The 17,671-nt window shown below is 38.0% G+C and carries 19 protein-coding genes; 12 read left to right on the top strand and 7 right to left on the bottom strand.

The genetic code is table 11. From position 1 onward, the window contains the following. The first annotated feature begins 1,107 nt into the window (after positions 1-1,107). The 4 genes from CSV68_RS07800 to CSV68_RS07785 all read left to right on the top strand — a co-directional run bounded on the left by CSV68_RS07800 (position 1,108) and on the right by CSV68_RS07785 (position 4,581). Positions 1,108-1,470 (top strand): hypothetical protein, encoded by a 363-nt coding sequence (locus CSV68_RS07800; protein ID WP_099661848.1) that lies wholly within the window; start codon positions 1,108-1,110, stop codon positions 1,468-1,470. 72 nt (positions 1,471-1,542) lie between these two features. Then, positions 1,543-2,118 (top strand): histidine phosphatase family protein, encoded by a 576-nt coding sequence (locus tag CSV68_RS07795; protein ID WP_099661855.1) that lies wholly within the window; start codon positions 1,543-1,545, stop codon positions 2,116-2,118. Between the two features lie 81 nt (positions 2,119-2,199). Beyond that, positions 2,200-2,697, top strand: coding sequence for a P-loop nucleotide/nucleoside kinase family protein (locus CSV68_RS07790; protein ID WP_099661847.1), 498 nt, complete (start codon positions 2,200-2,202; stop codon positions 2,695-2,697). 408 nt (positions 2,698-3,105) lie between these two features. Further along, positions 3,106-4,581, top strand: a complete 1,476-nt coding sequence (locus CSV68_RS07785) for a WD40/YVTN/BNR-like repeat-containing protein (RefSeq protein WP_099661846.1) — start codon at positions 3,106-3,108, stop codon at positions 4,579-4,581. A 176-nt stretch (positions 4,582-4,757) separates the two neighbouring features. Here the strand turns inward: CSV68_RS07785 and CSV68_RS07780 are convergent, their stop codons facing one another. Continuing rightward, positions 4,758-5,186, bottom strand: coding sequence for a HEAT repeat domain-containing protein (locus CSV68_RS07780; RefSeq protein WP_099661845.1), 429 nt, complete (start codon positions 5,184-5,186; stop codon positions 4,758-4,760). A 690-nt stretch (positions 5,187-5,876) separates the two neighbouring features. Between CSV68_RS07780 and CSV68_RS07775 the strand changes: the two genes are divergently transcribed. The 4 genes from CSV68_RS07775 (at position 5,877) to CSV68_RS07760 (ending at position 7,861) form a co-directional block, all read left to right on the top strand. Next, the gene (locus CSV68_RS07775) at positions 5,877-6,590 is read left to right on the top strand and encodes an endonuclease V (protein ID WP_099661844.1); all 714 of its coding nucleotides are present in this window, start codon (positions 5,877-5,879) and stop codon (positions 6,588-6,590) included. A 435-nt stretch (positions 6,591-7,025) separates the two neighbouring features. Next, positions 7,026-7,298: a hypothetical protein gene (locus tag CSV68_RS07770; RefSeq protein ID WP_099633328.1), complete on the top strand. Its 273-nt coding sequence runs from the start codon at positions 7,026-7,028 to the stop codon at positions 7,296-7,298. A gap of 73 nt (positions 7,299-7,371) precedes the next feature. After that, positions 7,372-7,602: a hypothetical protein gene (locus CSV68_RS07765; RefSeq protein ID WP_099661843.1), complete on the top strand. Its 231-nt coding sequence runs from the start codon at positions 7,372-7,374 to the stop codon at positions 7,600-7,602. 79 nt (positions 7,603-7,681) lie between these two features. After that, a complete protein-coding gene (locus CSV68_RS07760; protein ID WP_099661842.1) occupies positions 7,682-7,861 on the top strand; it encodes a hypothetical protein in 180 nt (59 codons plus the stop codon). Positions 7,862-8,052: 191 nt separating this feature from the next. On the opposite strand, the gene CSV68_RS07755 is transcribed toward CSV68_RS07760, so the two are convergent. Together CSV68_RS07755 and CSV68_RS07750 are read right to left on the bottom strand one after the other, a co-directional pair. Beyond that, positions 8,053-8,622 carry a hypothetical protein gene (locus CSV68_RS07755; RefSeq protein ID WP_099661841.1) on the bottom strand — a complete coding sequence of 190 codons (570 nt, stop codon included), beginning with the start codon at positions 8,620-8,622 and terminating at the stop codon, positions 8,053-8,055. A gap of 152 nt (positions 8,623-8,774) precedes the next feature. Continuing rightward, a complete protein-coding gene (locus CSV68_RS07750; protein WP_233192884.1) occupies positions 8,775-9,146 on the bottom strand; it encodes a DUF4181 domain-containing protein in 372 nt (123 codons plus the stop codon). Positions 9,147-9,448: 302 nt separating this feature from the next. Between CSV68_RS07750 and CSV68_RS07745 the strand changes: the two genes are divergently transcribed. The 4 genes from CSV68_RS07745 (at position 9,449) to CSV68_RS07730 (ending at position 12,515) form a co-directional block, all read left to right on the top strand. Beyond that, a complete protein-coding gene (locus tag CSV68_RS07745; RefSeq protein WP_099661839.1) occupies positions 9,449-9,757 on the top strand; it encodes a hypothetical protein in 309 nt (102 codons plus the stop codon). 167 nt (positions 9,758-9,924) lie between these two features. Continuing rightward, a complete protein-coding gene (locus CSV68_RS07740; RefSeq protein WP_158232993.1) occupies positions 9,925-10,719 on the top strand; it encodes a conserved phage C-terminal domain-containing protein in 795 nt (264 codons plus the stop codon). Beyond that, on the top strand, positions 10,716-11,966 hold the full coding sequence (locus CSV68_RS07735) for a replicative DNA helicase (protein ID WP_099633335.1): 1,251 nt from the start codon (positions 10,716-10,718) through the stop codon (positions 11,964-11,966). The genes CSV68_RS07740 and CSV68_RS07735 overlap by 4 nt, the downstream gene beginning before the upstream one ends. A gap of 84 nt (positions 11,967-12,050) precedes the next feature. Beyond that, the gene (locus tag CSV68_RS07730; RefSeq protein ID WP_099633336.1) at positions 12,051-12,515 is read left to right on the top strand and encodes a hypothetical protein; all 465 of its coding nucleotides are present in this window, start codon (positions 12,051-12,053) and stop codon (positions 12,513-12,515) included. A gap of 374 nt (positions 12,516-12,889) precedes the next feature. On the opposite strand, the gene CSV68_RS07720 is transcribed toward CSV68_RS07730, so the two are convergent. From CSV68_RS07720 to CSV68_RS07705, 4 genes are read right to left on the bottom strand one after another with little or no spacing between them, the layout of a single operon-like run. Continuing rightward, entirely contained in the window at positions 12,890-14,002 is a 1,113-nt protein-coding gene (locus CSV68_RS07720; protein WP_233192883.1) for a GerAB/ArcD/ProY family transporter, read from the bottom strand. Positions 14,003-14,037: 35 nt separating this feature from the next. Continuing rightward, positions 14,038-14,271 (bottom strand): hypothetical protein, encoded by a 234-nt coding sequence (locus CSV68_RS07715; RefSeq protein ID WP_099633338.1) that lies wholly within the window; start codon positions 14,269-14,271, stop codon positions 14,038-14,040. Between the two features lie 6 nt (positions 14,272-14,277). Further along, on the bottom strand, positions 14,278-15,465 hold the full coding sequence (locus CSV68_RS07710) for a Ger(x)C family spore germination protein (RefSeq protein WP_099661836.1): 1,188 nt from the start codon (positions 15,463-15,465) through the stop codon (positions 14,278-14,280). A gap of 16 nt (positions 15,466-15,481) precedes the next feature. Beyond that, a complete protein-coding gene (locus tag CSV68_RS07705; RefSeq protein ID WP_099661835.1) occupies positions 15,482-17,083 on the bottom strand; it encodes a spore germination protein in 1,602 nt (533 codons plus the stop codon). Positions 17,084-17,671: the final 588 nt, after the last annotated feature.

Below are 17,671 nucleotides of genomic sequence, written 5' to 3'. Positions count from 1 at the left end.
GGTACTCTCAAGTTGTGCCACTATAAAACTTCCTCTCATTGTTAGTCTCGCAACTTCAATGATACACGAATTTTATAGTGGCATTTTTTTGTTTGAATTTAGGTGGCTAACTTGATTGTACAATTGGCCGCTACTTAATAAGTTTTAAGAAAAGAGAAAAGATCAGAAAAAACACACTTACTTTTTATGGTATTATCATCTGGAATAATATAAAGAATAGAGGTAGATTAAGATACACTAGATTTCAACAATCGGTCCATTTGTTGGAATTTAAAATAGCGGAGTCATTATGAGGTGGTCGTTTGGTGAAAAAAGCTTTAAGTTCGCCTTAATATTTTTTTGTTGATAACGCTCTGAAAGTGGTTTTCTACTTCAGAAATTCAATGGCTTGAGAATACAATCTTAACTATTGGAGTTACGTTAGTGTCTACGTTTGTAGATTGGGCAAGTAAACTTCATGAGTACAAAAAGAGAAGTGATTAGTTTATGTTATGTAAAGTATTACCTTTTCTTCAACCGGGCCATTTTGTAGCAAAATGACGTAAATATTAGGGGTTGATTTACCATGTGGAAAAAGATGTTAATAATTTTCACGGTGGCAATTGGGGGTTTTATGCTTTCGTTGACGATTAATAGTTTGGGCGACACAGGTAATAAAATAATGCACTTCGGAGGAGGTTTGTTGATGTTCTCGGGCATCATAACAGCCTTTCAAATGAATAGAGATAAATAAACCGTATTGAATTATTCGGTGTTAATTAACTGCATAAGCTTAGTGCCTCAAACTGGGCCATTTTATTGCTTGAAATCCATTAGAAAAGAGGAACTGAAATGCTTTTCATATATTCATTGCTTGGATTCTTTATGACCTTTTTCTCTATCTTTGCGGTTCGTGCAATCTCAGAGGATAGGCATAATTTTATGATTTATACTGTTCTTGCGTCACTCTGCGGAGGGGGTACATTATTTTTAATTATGTATGGATTGGTTGGAATGTAACCTTGCTAACAGGGGGCGATTGCTAAACAATGTTTAGGCTGTTAACGGGCCAAATCATATAAGTTACTTAGCAATATGCCGTCTACCTGTCAAGGAGGTGAAGCTGGAATGAAAGTTAAATTCGTTTACTTAGTATTGACAGTTTTTTCAATAATACTTATTGCGGGTTGTTCAAAGAAACTAGTTATAGAAAATGCAAGTGAAGTAGATAGCCATGAAGATGTTAAAGCTGCAGCATGGGAATTTTTAAATGAAAAAGGTTGGCAAGACCGAGCGAAAGATGATTTCGAAAGTGCTAAAGTGGAAAAAGTAAATGCTGATAGTAAATACGTATTATTAGATCAAACATATGATGGAAAAGAATTGCTGGAAGTTTCATTTGAAGATGTAGATAATGCTGTAACTGGGACACCATTAATCCTCGTTGATTCGAATACAAATGAAGTAGTTGGCTATATGCCAAGCGAATAAATTAACTAATGCTAAGCAAATGGGGGCTTACATGGAATAAGAGCTGAGTGTAAATAAAGGTTGGTGGGAGACTTGAATCTAACATTTATAAGGCATGGTCAGGGAATTCATACACTGAATCCCCCAGATAGCTTACGTATCAAAAATCCATCCTTAACACAGAAAGGCATAGGACAAGCCAAATTATTAAGGCGTCAGTTCCCTTTGTCAAAAAACGATTTTATTATTATAAGTCCAACGAGGAGAACGCTACAAACAGCTCTTATTTGGAGTAACGATACACAGTGTAGAAAAATTATAGATCCAAGGGTATCACCTAGGATGTTTCCTCAAAAAACGGAGGGGCTGACGCTTCCGTGTGACGAAATTATGGAGATAGAAGACATTAGAAACGAATTCCCCATCTTTGCCTTGGATGAACATTTGTCCACCGAATTATGGACCAATGGTATAAATACTATGCCTGATCGGGAATTCGAAGTTCTTGGTGAGCGATTTCTTGGGTGGTGTAAACAACAATCAAAGGGAAACGTCTATATTGTTTCTCATGATGGAACCATCACATCTTACCGACAATTGATTTCTAATCGTTTATTTACGAGAGATGACTTTCTAGATGATGGTGGTTGGATAAATGTTCTGTATTAAGCAATCGGGCCATTTTGTTAAAAAACATGTTTTACAAGATAGAGCAACAATTACTAAGATAAACTTGGAGGTTGAAAAAATATGAAACAATTGGGGACGCTATATTTTTTCTGTGGGAAAATGGGTGCAGGAAAATCAACTAAATCAAAACAAATGGCATCAGATAAACATGCCGTACTATTATCTGAGGATGAATGGCTTTCATCTTTTTATCCCAATCAAATCGAATCATTTGAGGACTATCTAAAATTTTCAGCACAGATCAAGCCATTGGTGAGAAAGCATGTCCAAAATATATTAAGTGTCGGTACAGATGTAGTGATGGATTTCCCAGCTAACACTCAAAAGCAGCGTGAATGGTTTTTGGATATGGTGTTAGATGTCAATGCAAATCATCAACTAATTTTCCTTAATCTAACTAACGAGCAATGCTTACGTCAAATTGCACAAAGGCGTAAAGAACAACCCGAAAGAGCAGATTTTGATACGGAAGCGGTGTTTACTCATGTTACTAACTTTTTTGAAGCACCAGAAGCCTCCGAGGGTTTAAATGTTTTAGAGTTTAGTGGAAAAGAATAACAAGACGTTCAACGCGACATTGCGGCACACTTAAACAATAGGGCGCGTTAACTGAACAACTGTTGCGCACCGAACGCGCCAAATTGACGTTTACGTATTCTTTGTAAATATTTTCGTTAAAGCGGTGTATGATACGAGGGAGTAAAGTGTTAGTGATTTTTGTATTAGTTGTTTTGATCGTATCTTTGTTCCACTTTGCAAAAATAAGAAAGCAGAATCAAACAGTGATTGAGCATAATGATAAGATCATCTCTCTCTTAGAGGAAATAAAGAATAATTAATAATTACGCTTCAATTGAGGCCGATGATTCAATCACGATTTCGCCTGCTTCAATCAATAGTATAGTAGACTGAAATTTCACGATAAGCATATTTAAAATAAGTAGTGTTTACGAATTTTGATTAGGAGTGGTTTACATATTTAGAGGGAATCCGAAAAAGATATTGCTATCATTATTAACCAATCCACTATTCATATTTGTATATTGGATTTTTTGTTATGAATTAGCTTTACTTTGCATGTATGGAAGAATAGATCATACTGTTTCTATTTTATTCGTATCTACAGTATTTTTAATTTCTATCATTGCATTTACTGCAATAAAAATTGTGAAAGGTAAAGAACCTCAACCCAACAAAAAGATTCATGTAAAGGCATGGAAATATGTTTCTATTATAATTATCATAGTCATAACATCATTTTATGGAATGAAGATTTATCAAAGCGCAACCAATTTCGGAGGCGAACTTGCTTGGTTTATTGATAGATTTAAAAATGAAGTTTCAGTTGAATTTGAACATAACAATATATATGTGGATGGAGTAGAAGGGATTTTTACAGATATAAATAAAGAATATGCTTTGCCGGAGAAATTATATATGGAAAGTGATTTTCATCTTGAATTTAATCCGGATGGAACCATCACATCTATCGATACATTTGTTTATGGGAAAAATGCTGATGAGAAGGAGGAAAGTTTCTTAATCACTTATGATCAAGATAAAGCGTCTACTATTACTATAAGACTAAACGGATATCTACATGCCGATTATGATGAGGACAAACTAGTGGAGCCTTTAATAAGAACGGTTAAAGTTATTCCAGTTAAACAGACAGTTAGTATGTGGAATGAAGGTAAGTATGGGGTAGTGTATTACGGGAAGAGAAATTGGGGCTACAATAATGAGGGGATTATTCATATCGATGAGAATGGTAAGGAGCAGACTCCTACAAAAATCACATCTGAAATAATTGGCTATACGGTATCTATTTTTGTCCCTGGAAAAGAGAAAGAGATACTACCTGCAAGATATACTTTAATTGGTGATCCAGATTGGAGTCAGTCAAATACGACTCAAAATCAAGAAAGTTTTGAAGCTGATCGGCAAGAGATAGCTAATAGCAATGAACAGTTTTATTACTCAAAAGAAGTAGGATATATGTTACATGTTACGGATAAAGCATTAGGAAGTACTTTGTATTCACTGAGAAAGACCAGTGACGGTGGTGAAAATTGGGCAGTTATAAATCAAGATCCATTCAATGGAACAGTTGGTAGTGCAGCAGGAATAACTTTTATTACTGATGATATTGGATTTTTAAGGGCAGCAAGACCTTCTGGTACGGAAGGAGTGTTATATCGTACAAACGATGGAGGGGTATCATTCGAAGAGGTAAGTTATGTCATTCAGGAAATGAAGCTAGATAGTGGGCAATCTATTAATCCTTTTGATTTTCCAGGTCTGCCCTTTGAAAAAGATGGGGTTCTTACTATGTTAGTTGGGCAAGGATCAGATGGTGATTATAATGGTAATAGTAGTGGACTTTATCAATCAAATGATAATGGTGAAACCTGGGAGTATATAAAAGAGGTTGAAAATTAATATTCTTATAAAATGGATATTTACAGTTTAGAACTATCGGTCGTTCTTTTAGTATCTACGGTGAAACTTCATTCGATCATACTAGTAGTTTCGAAGAACCGTACCGTAAGATAAAAAAGCCATCCCCTCCACTAGGGGAAAGGATGGCTAACTTTCACATATTGTAAAATTACGGATTAGAGTTTTGACCAACGTTCCTCTAACCAGCTCATAAATTCTACACCTTTGTCGCCTTCATACGCATCAAAGACATCTACACGCATACGCTTTAATTTATCCGCAAAATCAGCCACAGTATGATCTTTCGGCAAGCTCTTTTTGACCCGCAGGAAGATCTTGTCCGTGTTTTTAATAATATCAAAACGTGGAGGTGATGGCTTTTCCACATCCTCGCCAAATGCGGCAAGTGCTTCATACGCTGCTAATTGAACTTGGTAGACAGTATCATGCTGCATACGATTATTTAATAAATCTATGACTTTGTCATGTTTATAATCCGATAATGTTTTCACTGCTTCCAAACGTTCTCGCCAGCTAGACGTATAATTGGCCTGTTTTTTTAATGCTTCATATTGCTCAGGTAATGCTGTTTCGAAATTTTTCACGTAATTGCACCTCTTTTTTTAACTAAAGAAAAAATGAATTCTTCTTCTGCTTTTATCATTATACGTTGTCTGGGTGAAAATAGCGATGAATCGCTAGTAAGGATATATAGTGAGAAAATAGAAAACAAATTAACGAAGTATGAATTTCCTAGAATGGGAATACATACTTCTTTTTTTGTCGAGATTTTCGTCTTGGCATACGACCATCAAAAAGGATTCTATGTATAAAAGTGAATATCGAAATTTACTCTATTCACTTCGTCTGAACGCTTCCAAACACGGACGGCAACCTGCCTAGGACTGGGTTATCATAGAATGGAAAGGGGGAGCTGGAAAACTTGACAGCGTCCGGTGTATTGCTGTGTGTGTAGCTTTCCGTTATCAAGCGGTGCAGTAGAAGGGAAACGGTTCAAGGATGTGAGAAGAATCAATTTGTACAGACGGTGAATGAGCTGGTAGAGCTTAATATTTACGCTTATTTTAAGTAGTCGATGTTACGGAAAAAGACAGTAGCGGACAGCCAGTTTCATTCAACAGAATAAGGTGAGTATATATATGCATGTCAACGAACATATTGTCATCATGGGTGAAGGAATTGCTGATGTTTGCACAGCGAGTACACTAACGATAATTAATTGTGTTAGACATTGAAGAGTAAATTCCGAAGTGCGATTTAGTTATCTAGGAGGAATGAAAATATACATTCAGAATGTTCATCCGCTAACAGTCGACAATAAGAAGTGGTATGCAATCCAAACGTGTTTAAAAGAAAAAGTGAGTAGGGTCAACAGAATGACTATTACTGATCTCAAGTTCATTGCGGGTGTGGATGTAGCCTACTGGGAGGTTGAAGGAATTGAATGGGGTGTTTGTAGCATAATTGTTATAGATTATGCTACAAAGGTAGTTATTGAAGAAACAAATAGCATGGGAATTATCGCAGTCCCTTATATACCAGGTTATTTGGCATTTCGCGAACTCGCCCTAGTGATTGAAGCGGCCAAAAAGCTTACACACGCGCCAGATCTTTTTATGTTTGATGGCAATGGCTATTTGCATCCAAGGCATATGGGGATCGCAACACATGCTTCATTCTTTCTGAATAAACCGACCATCGGCATCGCAAAAAGTTATTTGAAAATAGCTGATGCCGAATTTAAAATGCCTGAAAATAGGGCAGGTTCTTATATAGATATAATCATAAATAAAGAGATTTACGGCAGAGCTTTACGAACACATCAAGGCGTAAAACCGATATTTGTTTCATGTGGGAACTATATAGACTTACCAACAGCAACAACTATTACTGAGCAATTAATCAATAGTGAGAGTCGATTACCCATACCAGTTAGACTGGCAGATTTGGCAACAAAGAGAAATAGAAGGCTGCTAAGAGATCTTTAGGAGGATGCCTAGGTTCAACAAAACGAATACTTTTATTAAATAATTAACTGCATCAACTGAGGTGAATTAAATCAATACCGCGATTACTAGTTTCATTAGACAGGACGAACATAGCTATACCTTTAATAAGTGGTAACATCATAGCACTAAGTTACTAATGAAGTGAAATTATGATTTCCGGTACTTCTTACTATCATTTGTAATATTATTATGTATTTCATTTTCACTATTTTTAGTATGACTAACTTGTACGATTGCAACACAAGTGATGTCGTAATATCACAATTAGGCTAATATATTTAATTGAATGAAACCAATTAGGCATTCATCCGTATATAAATCAAGGCGAAAAAAGTAAAGTAATATAGTTATTGGACGTATTCATAGAATAACCATTTCTTATAACCGGAAAAAGACTGATAAAGAGGTGAGGGAATGAAGAAGGTATTTGAAGCTATATACGAGGGTCATCGAATACAAGTTGAGAACAGATGGTTTTCAGGTGAGAAGTTGTATGTAGATGGAGAATTGCAAGATGAAAATTTAGGCGTAGCATTTAGAGGGACTTTAAATGGGCGTATTAGGAATAAAGGAAACGGATCAAAGAGTATAAAGGTGGCTTTAGGTGGGTTTTTTAGTGTCCACTGTAAAGTCTTTGTTGATAATATATTAGTTCCTTCATATCCAATTAAAACAATGCAGTTGTAGAAAACGAACAGTTAAATCATAATGAAGTTACTAATTAAAGCGAGAAGTTTGAGAAGGAAGGATGAATGATTATATGTTATGGGTACTTGCACAAAATAAAAAAAGCTTGATGAATGTAAGAGATGTTTCTGTAAAAGGAAAACATATCGTAGGTTTTATTGAAAATAGTCTTTTGGATCAATGGAATAAAAATATCGGTACATATGAATCTAGTGAGAGAGCACTAGAAGTTCTCGAAGAAATATTTAGTAGGATAGAAGAATGTACCGGTGCCGCTGTGACGTACTCGATGCCGCAGAGGTAATAATACGAATCAATTATAGGGCTACTTTCTTAGCGATAGTGTTCAGATTAGAAAAAGCTTGTATTGGAGGTGTAAAGCAATGAAGACGACGACTGGATTATATCTTTTCTTTATAGCCATACATCTTGTCAATCTCGCAAATATTACATTATCAAAAGGGGACTGGAACGGCATTACGATGTGGCTTAGTACAGGATTGTTTATAGCAGGTACCGCCTATTATGCATTAAATAAAAGTGCTAACGGGAAAGCAAAGTGATTAGGACGAGAGAGAATATGCTGCTCATCTTCTTAGAAATGCACCCAGATAACAGGAAGGTGTATGAAACCTGTCGATCTGAGCGTAGCCTGATAAATTTGGCGTAGGAACGAGCGAACGCTTCTGAACTTACGTGATAAACGCAATTATTTCCATTAACGGAACACATTGAAAGCTTTTTAAAAGTTGATTTATACGTCTTCAAATACCAATCGTAAATAATCCTCCTTTCGATAGGATGGATCGTTAGTGATGAACGATACACTATGGGCATCGTGGTCAGCTAACAAAATTATGGATTGTTGTTCCATATCAATATGTGCAAATTGGTTTTTATAGTATAAATCATTGCTTTGTGTAACTATCCACATGCAATTTTCCATTGCTAGATGGAACCACTCTGCAAATGCTTTTTGTAATGAATCTTCGTTAATTATTTTGACAGTGAAGGATGGAATCTCGGCGTGGTAAGTTTTTCCGTCCGACGTAGTGAGAACTGTCCTTCCTGAATTTTGATAATAAATGGGGAAGTCCCTTTGATGTAATACTATCGAATCGATTTCATCTTCGTACCCCTCAAAATGAATATAAAAGGGGAAAGCAAAGCATGTGATAGCGGCTTTTTGCATTAAAGCTGCTGTGTATTCTACGTAATCTTCATGAAGATCATAATCACCATAGACATGAAATTGATCATACTCTCCATGTAAATTTACCCAATCCTGATCTGGTTCTACATTTCGTAAAACTTCAATATCCACTATGTATTTCACCTCGTAAGTTATTTCCACACAACTATCTAGTAGACTTTAATTTAAAACTATTCAGTTTGCCATTACATTCCAGAAAAACACCTATTTTTCTACGTTCTTCTGTATCCTGACATCCTGAAATAGAGCTTTTAGTGCTTTGTTCAGAAGGGACCAAGTAAGTTAAATTGAACCACGATGATGACGGCTGCTATTATGACTAGCATTTCGGTTAACGTTAGAATCGATTGTTTTGGATAGAGTGTATACTTCCATTCAAAAAATGCTGTGATCATAAATTCGAGTATCGCAAAAGCCAGGACAGCAAAGAAAAATAGATAAATTAAGTCTTCATAATAAAAAAGTAGAACAGTATATAAAGTGATCAGGCTAATTGTAGAAAATATACGCAAACCTTTATCGATTTTTCGATGTAATTCATTAATGTGGTTATAAGAAAAAAACTCTTTTTTCACTTTTTCAATTTTAAGTAACTTCCTCAGAATAGCCTTAAGTAGTGAATTAACAGCAAACATACATACTATAATTACCCCAAATCTTAACCAGAACACAAAACCCCTCCTCTTTCCTTGATCACCTGTTATTTTTCGTAATCATTCTGTAAATGGACGCGATGGTTGAATACCACTTGTTTATTATATTTCTACATAATTATACCAAAGATATCCAATAGAGCTATTGAAAAATTAAAAACAGTACGAAATGAGACATCCAGATCAACCCAATACTAGTAAGTTTCAATTAGAGTGTATCCATAAGCAGAAATCCCTCTATATAACCTGTGAAGCGAGCAATATAAATTAAGGAGGAATTGGATATGCACCAAATAGCTACGAAGCAATACTTGAAAACGACTGCACTGTTAATGGAAAAGAACGCTTGGCATGAATATATTGCACTGCAGGAAATCCATGCGTATGTCTACAGCTTGAAACATGAACACGACCAAGATCGCTGGATTTACAAAACAGCGAAGGAGTGGCAAGAGATGTTTCCGTTCTGGACGCCAGCCATGATCGAAGACATTCTATTCAATCTTGAAAACATGGGTTATCTCGCCATATTGAATGGCAGACAAGATTCTTCTTCAAAATATTATCAAATTAATTATGCGATGTGTGTGTGAAAACATAGAGTTTACAGGGGTTGGAGAGCTATACTCCCACTCCTTTTTTAGCGTATGTAAAATTATTTTTTAAAATGAGTATCCTTTTCTAAAAAACTCTCTATATGGAGTATGAGAAGTGCAAAGTGAGCACTCATCTACTACTGATCTACAGGGGGAGCAACCAAATGAAATTATTAATTGATGAAGAGCCGATACCGCTACTACCGTCGCTCGTGCACTTAGTGGGAATTAACGGGGCCTTGGTTATGCAACAAGTGCATTTCCGCTCGCTCATATCTAAGAACGTTCGAGAAGGTCATAAGTGGATCTATAAAACGTATGAGGACTGGACAAAAGAATTTACGTTCTGGTCGACGAACACGATTAGACGCATTATTTATGATCTTGAAGAAAAGGGCTATCTCATTTCTGCACATCATCATAACCGAATGAAGATCGACAACACGAAATGGTATCGAATCGACTACACTAAATTGCCTGCAAGTACGTTCGAACTTGAGCAAGTCACTTGCTCAGAAGCGCCATGTGCACCTGTCGAAGTGAAGCAAGTCCACGTGGCGGATTTGGGCAAGCCAATAACCAAAGAACTTAAAGAATCTTTAAAAATAAAGAATAAAGACCAAGTCGAGATGAATCTCGACGTCGCGCATATGGTGATTCAGTATCTGAATGATAAAACCGAAAAGCAATTCAAAGCCAGTTCAGCTGCTACTAAGAAGTTCATTGCTGGCAGAGTAAAAGAAGGTTATACGCAAGAGGACTTCATGAAAGTCATCGATCTTAAAGTGTCACAGTGGATGAATCACGCTGAATTCAACCGTTTCCTGAGGCCTTCAACTTTATTTAGCGCAACGAATTTCGAAAACTATGTCAATGAACTAGCTGTAGTGCAGAAGCCGAAAAAACGTTTGCTTGCTCTGCCAGTGCTAGATTTCAATAAAGGGGATGAACACGTATGAATAGTGAACTAATGGAAAAAAGTCTTCTGGGTACGATGATGGAGGAAAATTATTTGGTACTCGACAGTGGAATCCAAACAGCATTCTTTGAGAAACAGCTGCACAAAAATATTTATCTGACCATGAAAGAATTAGCCAACAACGGACGTCCAATCGACTTCATCACATTGCTAACGACACGTGAACCGGCAGAACTTGGTGGGGCCAACTACGTATCGGAATTACGTCGCTTTGCCAATCCTGCACGCTTTGACGAGTATTTAGAAATTATCGTTTCTAAGTGGAAGAAACGTGAGACAGCAAGGATCATCGAGTCGGCACAGAATGAACAATGGGAGTCAGATAACCTTATCAAGGCATTAGAAAAAATAGATACCGATCATAGGTCCGATGAGTTATTGTTACTTGATGAATACCTTGTGAGTCAGTACGAACGCCCATTCATCCAAGGACCGGACATGACAGGAATTAGCACTGGCTTACAGCCGATGGATTATCTGCTGAACGGATTCCAAGACAGTGAATTCATTGTCATCGCGGCAAGACCTTCTATGGGGAAGACGGATACACTCAATCATCTCGCGCTAACTGCCGGATTAAACGATCATGTACCGATCGTCTTTTCTCTCGAAATGAGCCGTAAAACGATGACCGATCGTCTGATATCAGCTGCGGGTGGGTACAGTCGATTGAAAATGCGCAATCCATACAAACACTTCGACAACTCACAGAAGGATACGTGGATGACGGCACTCGAGCATCTGCAAAGCGCTAAGATCCGTATTGACGACAGAAGCGGAATAAAAGTGAGCCAAATAAGAGCCACTGCCCGGAAAATCATCAAAGCACAACCTGACAAGCGACCGATTATTTTCATTGATTACTTGCAGATCATTCGGCCGGAAGAAACAACGAATAATCAAAATCAAGCAATCGGTCAAATTAGCGCAGATTTAAAAACGATGGCTAAGGAGTTTAACTGTCCTGTCGTCGTGCTATCTCAACTTTCGAGAGCGGTCGAACAACGGCAAGATAAGCAACCGATGATGAGCGACCTTCGAGACTCCGGCAATATCGAACAAGACGCAGATGTCGTGTGCTTCCTTTACAGAGAAGATTACTACGATCAAGAATCAGAGCTCAAAAACCATCTTGAAATTACCGTCGCTAAACATCGCAACGGTCCAGTTGGTGGCTTCATGGTTTACTACAATAAAGACAATGGGCGACTGGCATCGATTCGGTGATACAAAAGCGCTTCGGTACCAGGTTCCAAAACAATTCTGGATCTTTCGTGGACCTGGTACCCCTAAAAAAAGGAGAGTGTACGTATGATCACAGTGGAAGACTTATTTGATTACGCAGTAGACACCGATATGTCCCTAACCGCACACAGCATCTTCTGGGCGATCACGAATCAAAAGATCCGCATGGACGATGATAGCAAAAAACTTAAAGAAATCGAATTCGACGAAGAAGCGATCCAGCAATCGATGCAAGTGAACATATTGCGTATTGGGGAAATAAAACTTTTCGTGGTGGAAAGTAAGCAACCGAATTGGTACGCATTTTATCTTGGTAAGAAAGAAGCTGACGCTTATCGGTTACATAGCGAAACATTTCATGAAACCGGTGTAAAGGTTACACATGCCGATCGGCTGATGCCAAACTTATTAACATTTGTGGAATCCGGAACAGAAGAAAGTTTATATGAGTATCGAAAGCGCATAGTGCAGTTTCCGGTGTATGTGGGACATGTAGAAGCAGGGAAGCGCTTGGTGCATCGAGCATTATAAATGCGAGAGGAGAGATAGTGTGGAGATAATGGATATGGTGTTGATCCCAGTGATTGTCGGGCTGGTGGATGCGTTGAAAGGGTATGGGTTGCCGAAGAAGTGGTGGCCGGTTGTATCGGTGTCGCTTGGTATAGCCGGCGGGGGTGTGTATTTTTTCCAGGGGACTGGTCTAGTGGGGTGTTGAGTGGAGTTATTATGGGTTTGTCTGCTGGCGGTTTGTATAGCGGTGGGAAGACGGTATGGAGTAGTTAAGAGATACGCTGTAGAGGATACGTACGTTTTGGTCCTCATAGCCATGGTAATCCAGCTCATCTTCATGTAAGAAGACGAGCTGGATTACTATATGATGTACTATCAATACCTAAGCGGTTTCACTAAGGACTTTCAGATTCCTTTTTCAATTTATTTTTTCGAAATGCATACACGATAGCGAGCAAAAGAGGGAAGAACAGTCCAATACTTATGGATAAGTATATTTCAGTCGATTGTTCTATTTCTTTTTGATAGACGACGTTAGGATAGATCACGAGAGAGAGTATAACGGCCAACACGCCTAACGGTAATGTTAAAGGGCGGTAGTCTTTCAAATTTAATATTTGCGCAATGCCTAAAACAGAAGCATAAAAATAAAGAATCGTCTTAAAATAGAGGGCGATAAACCAAAGGAAACCCATCAATTCTTCAATGCGCTGTACAAAATCCCCAACATTAATTCGTTTGGCCAATTCATAACTCGGATAAATCTGTCTAGCTGTATCATCGGCACCTACTACCGAAACGCTTAAGAATGTAAAAATAAAGATGAAGATTCCACCTATTAAGTTTCCAATTAGAAAGGACTTTCTCGCTTGTTTCACTTTATTAATCAAGGCCGGGAAGATCATTAATAACACAATGGCGTTGACAGAGGAAGAGGTAATAAAATAGATGCTGGATTGAACGATCGTTTTGGTTCCTGCCTCAAATACAGGCTGCAAATTTTCAAACTTGATTTGAGGTGAAATAAACACCGCTACAATAAGGAATAGGACAAAGAATACGAAAATAAAAATTTCTGCTGAACGAGCAATTGTTTCCAACCCAAGACGGACGCCCATCACGACGATCCCCATCATAAGAATATTTAGGGCTACTATTGGAGTGTTAGGCATCATATTGGTCGTGATGAACGTAGAGGAATAATACAATAAACTAGCAGTGTATAGAGTAGCCATTGCTACAAATAGTACGGAAACAGCTTTACCTATCCATTTTCCAAATATCTTTTCATTAATTTGGATATAAGTGAGATGAGGAAACCAAAGGGCTATAGTTGTGAATAGCCATATGACCAATAAGCCGATGCCAATACCGACGATTGCGGCAATCCAAGCATCTTGCTTTGCTTCAGTAGCTAATACTGACGGTACAATTAAGATCCCTGTACCAATTGTAAAGAAAATAACCAAAACTAGAAATTGGTATGGGTTAATTTTAACATTTTGCATCATTTCATATCCTACCTTTCCCTCTACTTAGATCTTTACTTCAGCAAAGGAGCCATCAGGTTAGTTAACAGTGTGAATAAAAAAGTGAGTAAGTCCAGTGGTGTCGGAATCGACTTTCCAAATCCAAGCACCATGCCTAATACAACTCCAATCGTAAGAAAAACAGAAAACGCGAGCAATTCTTTTTTATGCTTTCTATCTAAGAGAGGGGGAACTTCAAACCAGATAATGGCAGCTGCTATTAAGAGAATACCTATACTATTCAGCATGATGAGTTAGTCCTTTATCTTTTTTAAGAAGGAATTATTTACTGTACCGATGCGACGAATTTTCATATCAATATGAACATTCACGGTTAAATCGGAAAACTTTTCATCCCAGTGCTCTTTCATCTCGTTCCATTCTTTCGGGTTGGATCTGTGAATAGCTTCACCAAATCCAAAAATGTCTGATTGATATTGTTTTTGTACTGACTCGATCGTTTGATGAATAATCTCTTTCACTTCTTCTTCATAAATTTTCTCTAGCTTGTCAATGGTTTCAGGTTCCGTAATATCAATTGAACATAAAACCTCCCCTATATTGCCTTCCGCTTCAATTTTGATATCCACCTCAGGTTCACCTTTATTTATAGAACCTATAATTTTAGAATGATATCGAAAAATATCTATAATGATTTTTCCTTCTTTAGGACATGTAATAGAGGTTACGGTTTTTGTAACGGTGTTGGTGATATCTGAGTAGCCTCTGCTTTCTTCTTCATTTAACCAGCCGACTAGCTGATCTTCTTTAAACACAGCTAAATTATCATATTCAATTCGCGTAGATGGAGTAATCGATTCCACATTCTGTTTGCTAGTTCCTGTTTCTTTGTTACCTAATACTTGAATCCCTGTTAACACCGCTTCCTTTCCGTCACTTATCAGATTGGTTACTAGCTCATCTAATATAACGCCTTCTGTCCCGGCCCAGTTTTTTTCTGATGTTTTTAAGGAATTAAACATTTTATTAGCTGGGATGTTTTCTATAGGTGTAGTCACATTCAATACTTCAGTAGCCGTTATATCTTTCGCAACTACTACGTAGAAGTCTGATCGAAGCTCCCAATCCCTTGATAGCAATTCTAATGATTCGGCTATTCCTTCTTTAGCCAAGTCCTCATTGATGACTAGAATTTGTAGATGTCCCGGATACATTTTTCGTGGGGCGTTCTTTGTCATTTTTCGAATGGCTTCATATACAGTCTCCCCGGTTGCTGTATAGAGAGTGACTGCAGAACGTCCCGTACTTGCCTTCATGGATACTTCCGAAGGTACGACCACTTGTGCACTTATTACGTATTCATTTTCAGTTTTATCGATTCCTATTGCCATTGCGATACCCAGCTCATTTAATTCCCTTCTGTCCCAGCACCCCGACAAGAAGAGGGTGAGAACCAGGAGTGTAACTATGCACTTTTTCATCAATGTACTCCCTTTCCTATTCCTCATTTTTTGGCGGCTGTGGTTTAGCCGAGGCTGGATCTTGTTGTCTAACCTTATTTGTTTGATTGGTTAGGCGTGGGCGGGTAAACATTTTCCATATAGGTGCCACAATAAACGTATCTTTTTGATCGGAAACATTAAATGGAGCTAATGGTGACATATAAGGCATACCAAATGAACGTAAACTACATAAATGGAGAATCAGAGCCACGAAACCTATGGCGATACCGTATAAACCAAACGAAGCAGCTAGCCCCATAAATCCAAAGCGGAGTATCCTTGCAGATATCGCAAGGTTGTAAGTAGGCGAAACAAAACTTGATATGGCGGTTATGGAAACGACGATGACCATCGCGGCTGAAATAATACCTGCTTCGACCGCTGCGGTACCAATTACGAACGCACCTACAATGGACATGGCTGAACCGATGGAGCGGGGCATCCTAACGCCCGCTTCCCTTAAAATTTCAAACGTGATTTCCATTATAACGGCTTCAATAAATGCCGGAAATGGCACTCCTTCTCGTTGGGCTGTCAGGCTAATGAGGAGTGCAGGTGGTAGCATCGTTTGATGAAAGGTGGTAATCGCAATAAATAACGCGGGAGCAAGCAAAGCAATCAGGTATGCAAAGAAGCGTAGAAGTCGAATTAGACTTCCAATACCGGTATGCACATAGTAGTCTTCAGGAGATTGGAAAAATTGGACGAATAGTGCGGGAACAAGTAGTACAAAAGGAGTTCCATCCACTAAAATGGCTATGCGTCCTTCGAGAAGTGCTGCAGCGACTGTATCGGGACGTTCGGTATTAAAAACGGTAGGGAAAGGGGAGTACGTTGAATCTTCAATTAGCCCCTCGATATTACCGCTTTCCAAAATCCCATCAATATCAATTCGGTCCAAACGTAAACGGACTTCATCGACGATTTTGTCATCAGCAACGCCATGGATATACATAATCGCAACATTCGTTTTCGTCCGTGTCCCAATCACTTTTGACTCCATCCACAGACTTGGATCTTTCAGTTTCCGACGAACCAATGCCGTATTGACACGCAGATTTTCAGAAAAACCTTCGCGCGGTCCTCTAACTACTGTCTGAGACGTTGGTTCCGTTACTCCACGCTCAACCCAGTGCTTATTTCCAATGACCAAACCTTCAGAATATCCATCAATTAACAAAATAGCATCCCCAGATAAAAGAAAGGTAAATAGATCATCAAAGTTGGTGAGATCTTTAATCTCTCCCACCGTCATGGCAAAATCTTTTAAAGCAGTTAAGAGATTTTGTTCAGGCGTTAACTTCTTCTCTAACGGGGTCCCTTTTATATCTAACATCAACGATTCCATAATGAAATTTTGCAATGACGGTGTATCGCTTAAGCCGTCAGTATAGAAAATCCCTGCTTTTACCGATCCACCTTTACCAATTCGAATTTCACGAATGACAATATCCGTGCTCGAACCAAGGCTATCTTTTACAAATTGTATATTGTCTTGAAGACTTGTCTTTAGACCATTAGGCGAAGTATTTTCTTTCGTTTGGCTAGGGGGAGTGGATTGTACTTTAGTATTCACTTTCTTTTTGAAAAAGCCCATACACTACCTCATTTACTGTTTGGTATTTTGCGTAGGTCCGCATATATATTGATTTATCATTTCTGTTTTATTCATCATGTCCTTATTGTTGTTGTTTTATGCGGGTTGGGGTGGTGATTTTGTGGGAGGGGCGGGGAAATGAAAGGAGTATTTGACTATAAAAGCGTATAGATTAATGTAGAATAAAGTAAAAGAGTAGAGTTAATGACAGAAGTAATTGGAAGTCTAGAAGATAACTAAAATTGTTTAATATAATATGCGCGCATGTCGTGAGAATACATAATGTAATAATAAATGGTGGAGATCTAAATGTTTAAGAAAAGATTTTAAGTAGGGAGCGCTCTGGCAATTTTATTGTTAGCCGGATGCGGAACAGATGAGGTGAAGGAAGAGAAGAACGAAGAGGTGCGGGTAGGTGAATAAACCGAGTCTGATGAAATAGACAAAGTATTAGCAACTGAAGATTTTGGTAAGATGTACATCAATCCAAAGAAGTACAAACTACAAAGTTTGCTCTTAGCGTATTTTGATTTTTCTAGGTAAATCTTTCATTACATTGCCGCTCGTATTAATATTTCTAGCACTCTC

It is taken from the genome of Sporosarcina sp. P29 (genome assembly GCF_002743265.1).
Taxonomy (GTDB): Bacteria; Bacillota; Bacilli; order Bacillales_A; family Planococcaceae; genus Sporosarcina.
This window is presented reverse-complemented; position numbering and strand designations above follow the sequence as displayed.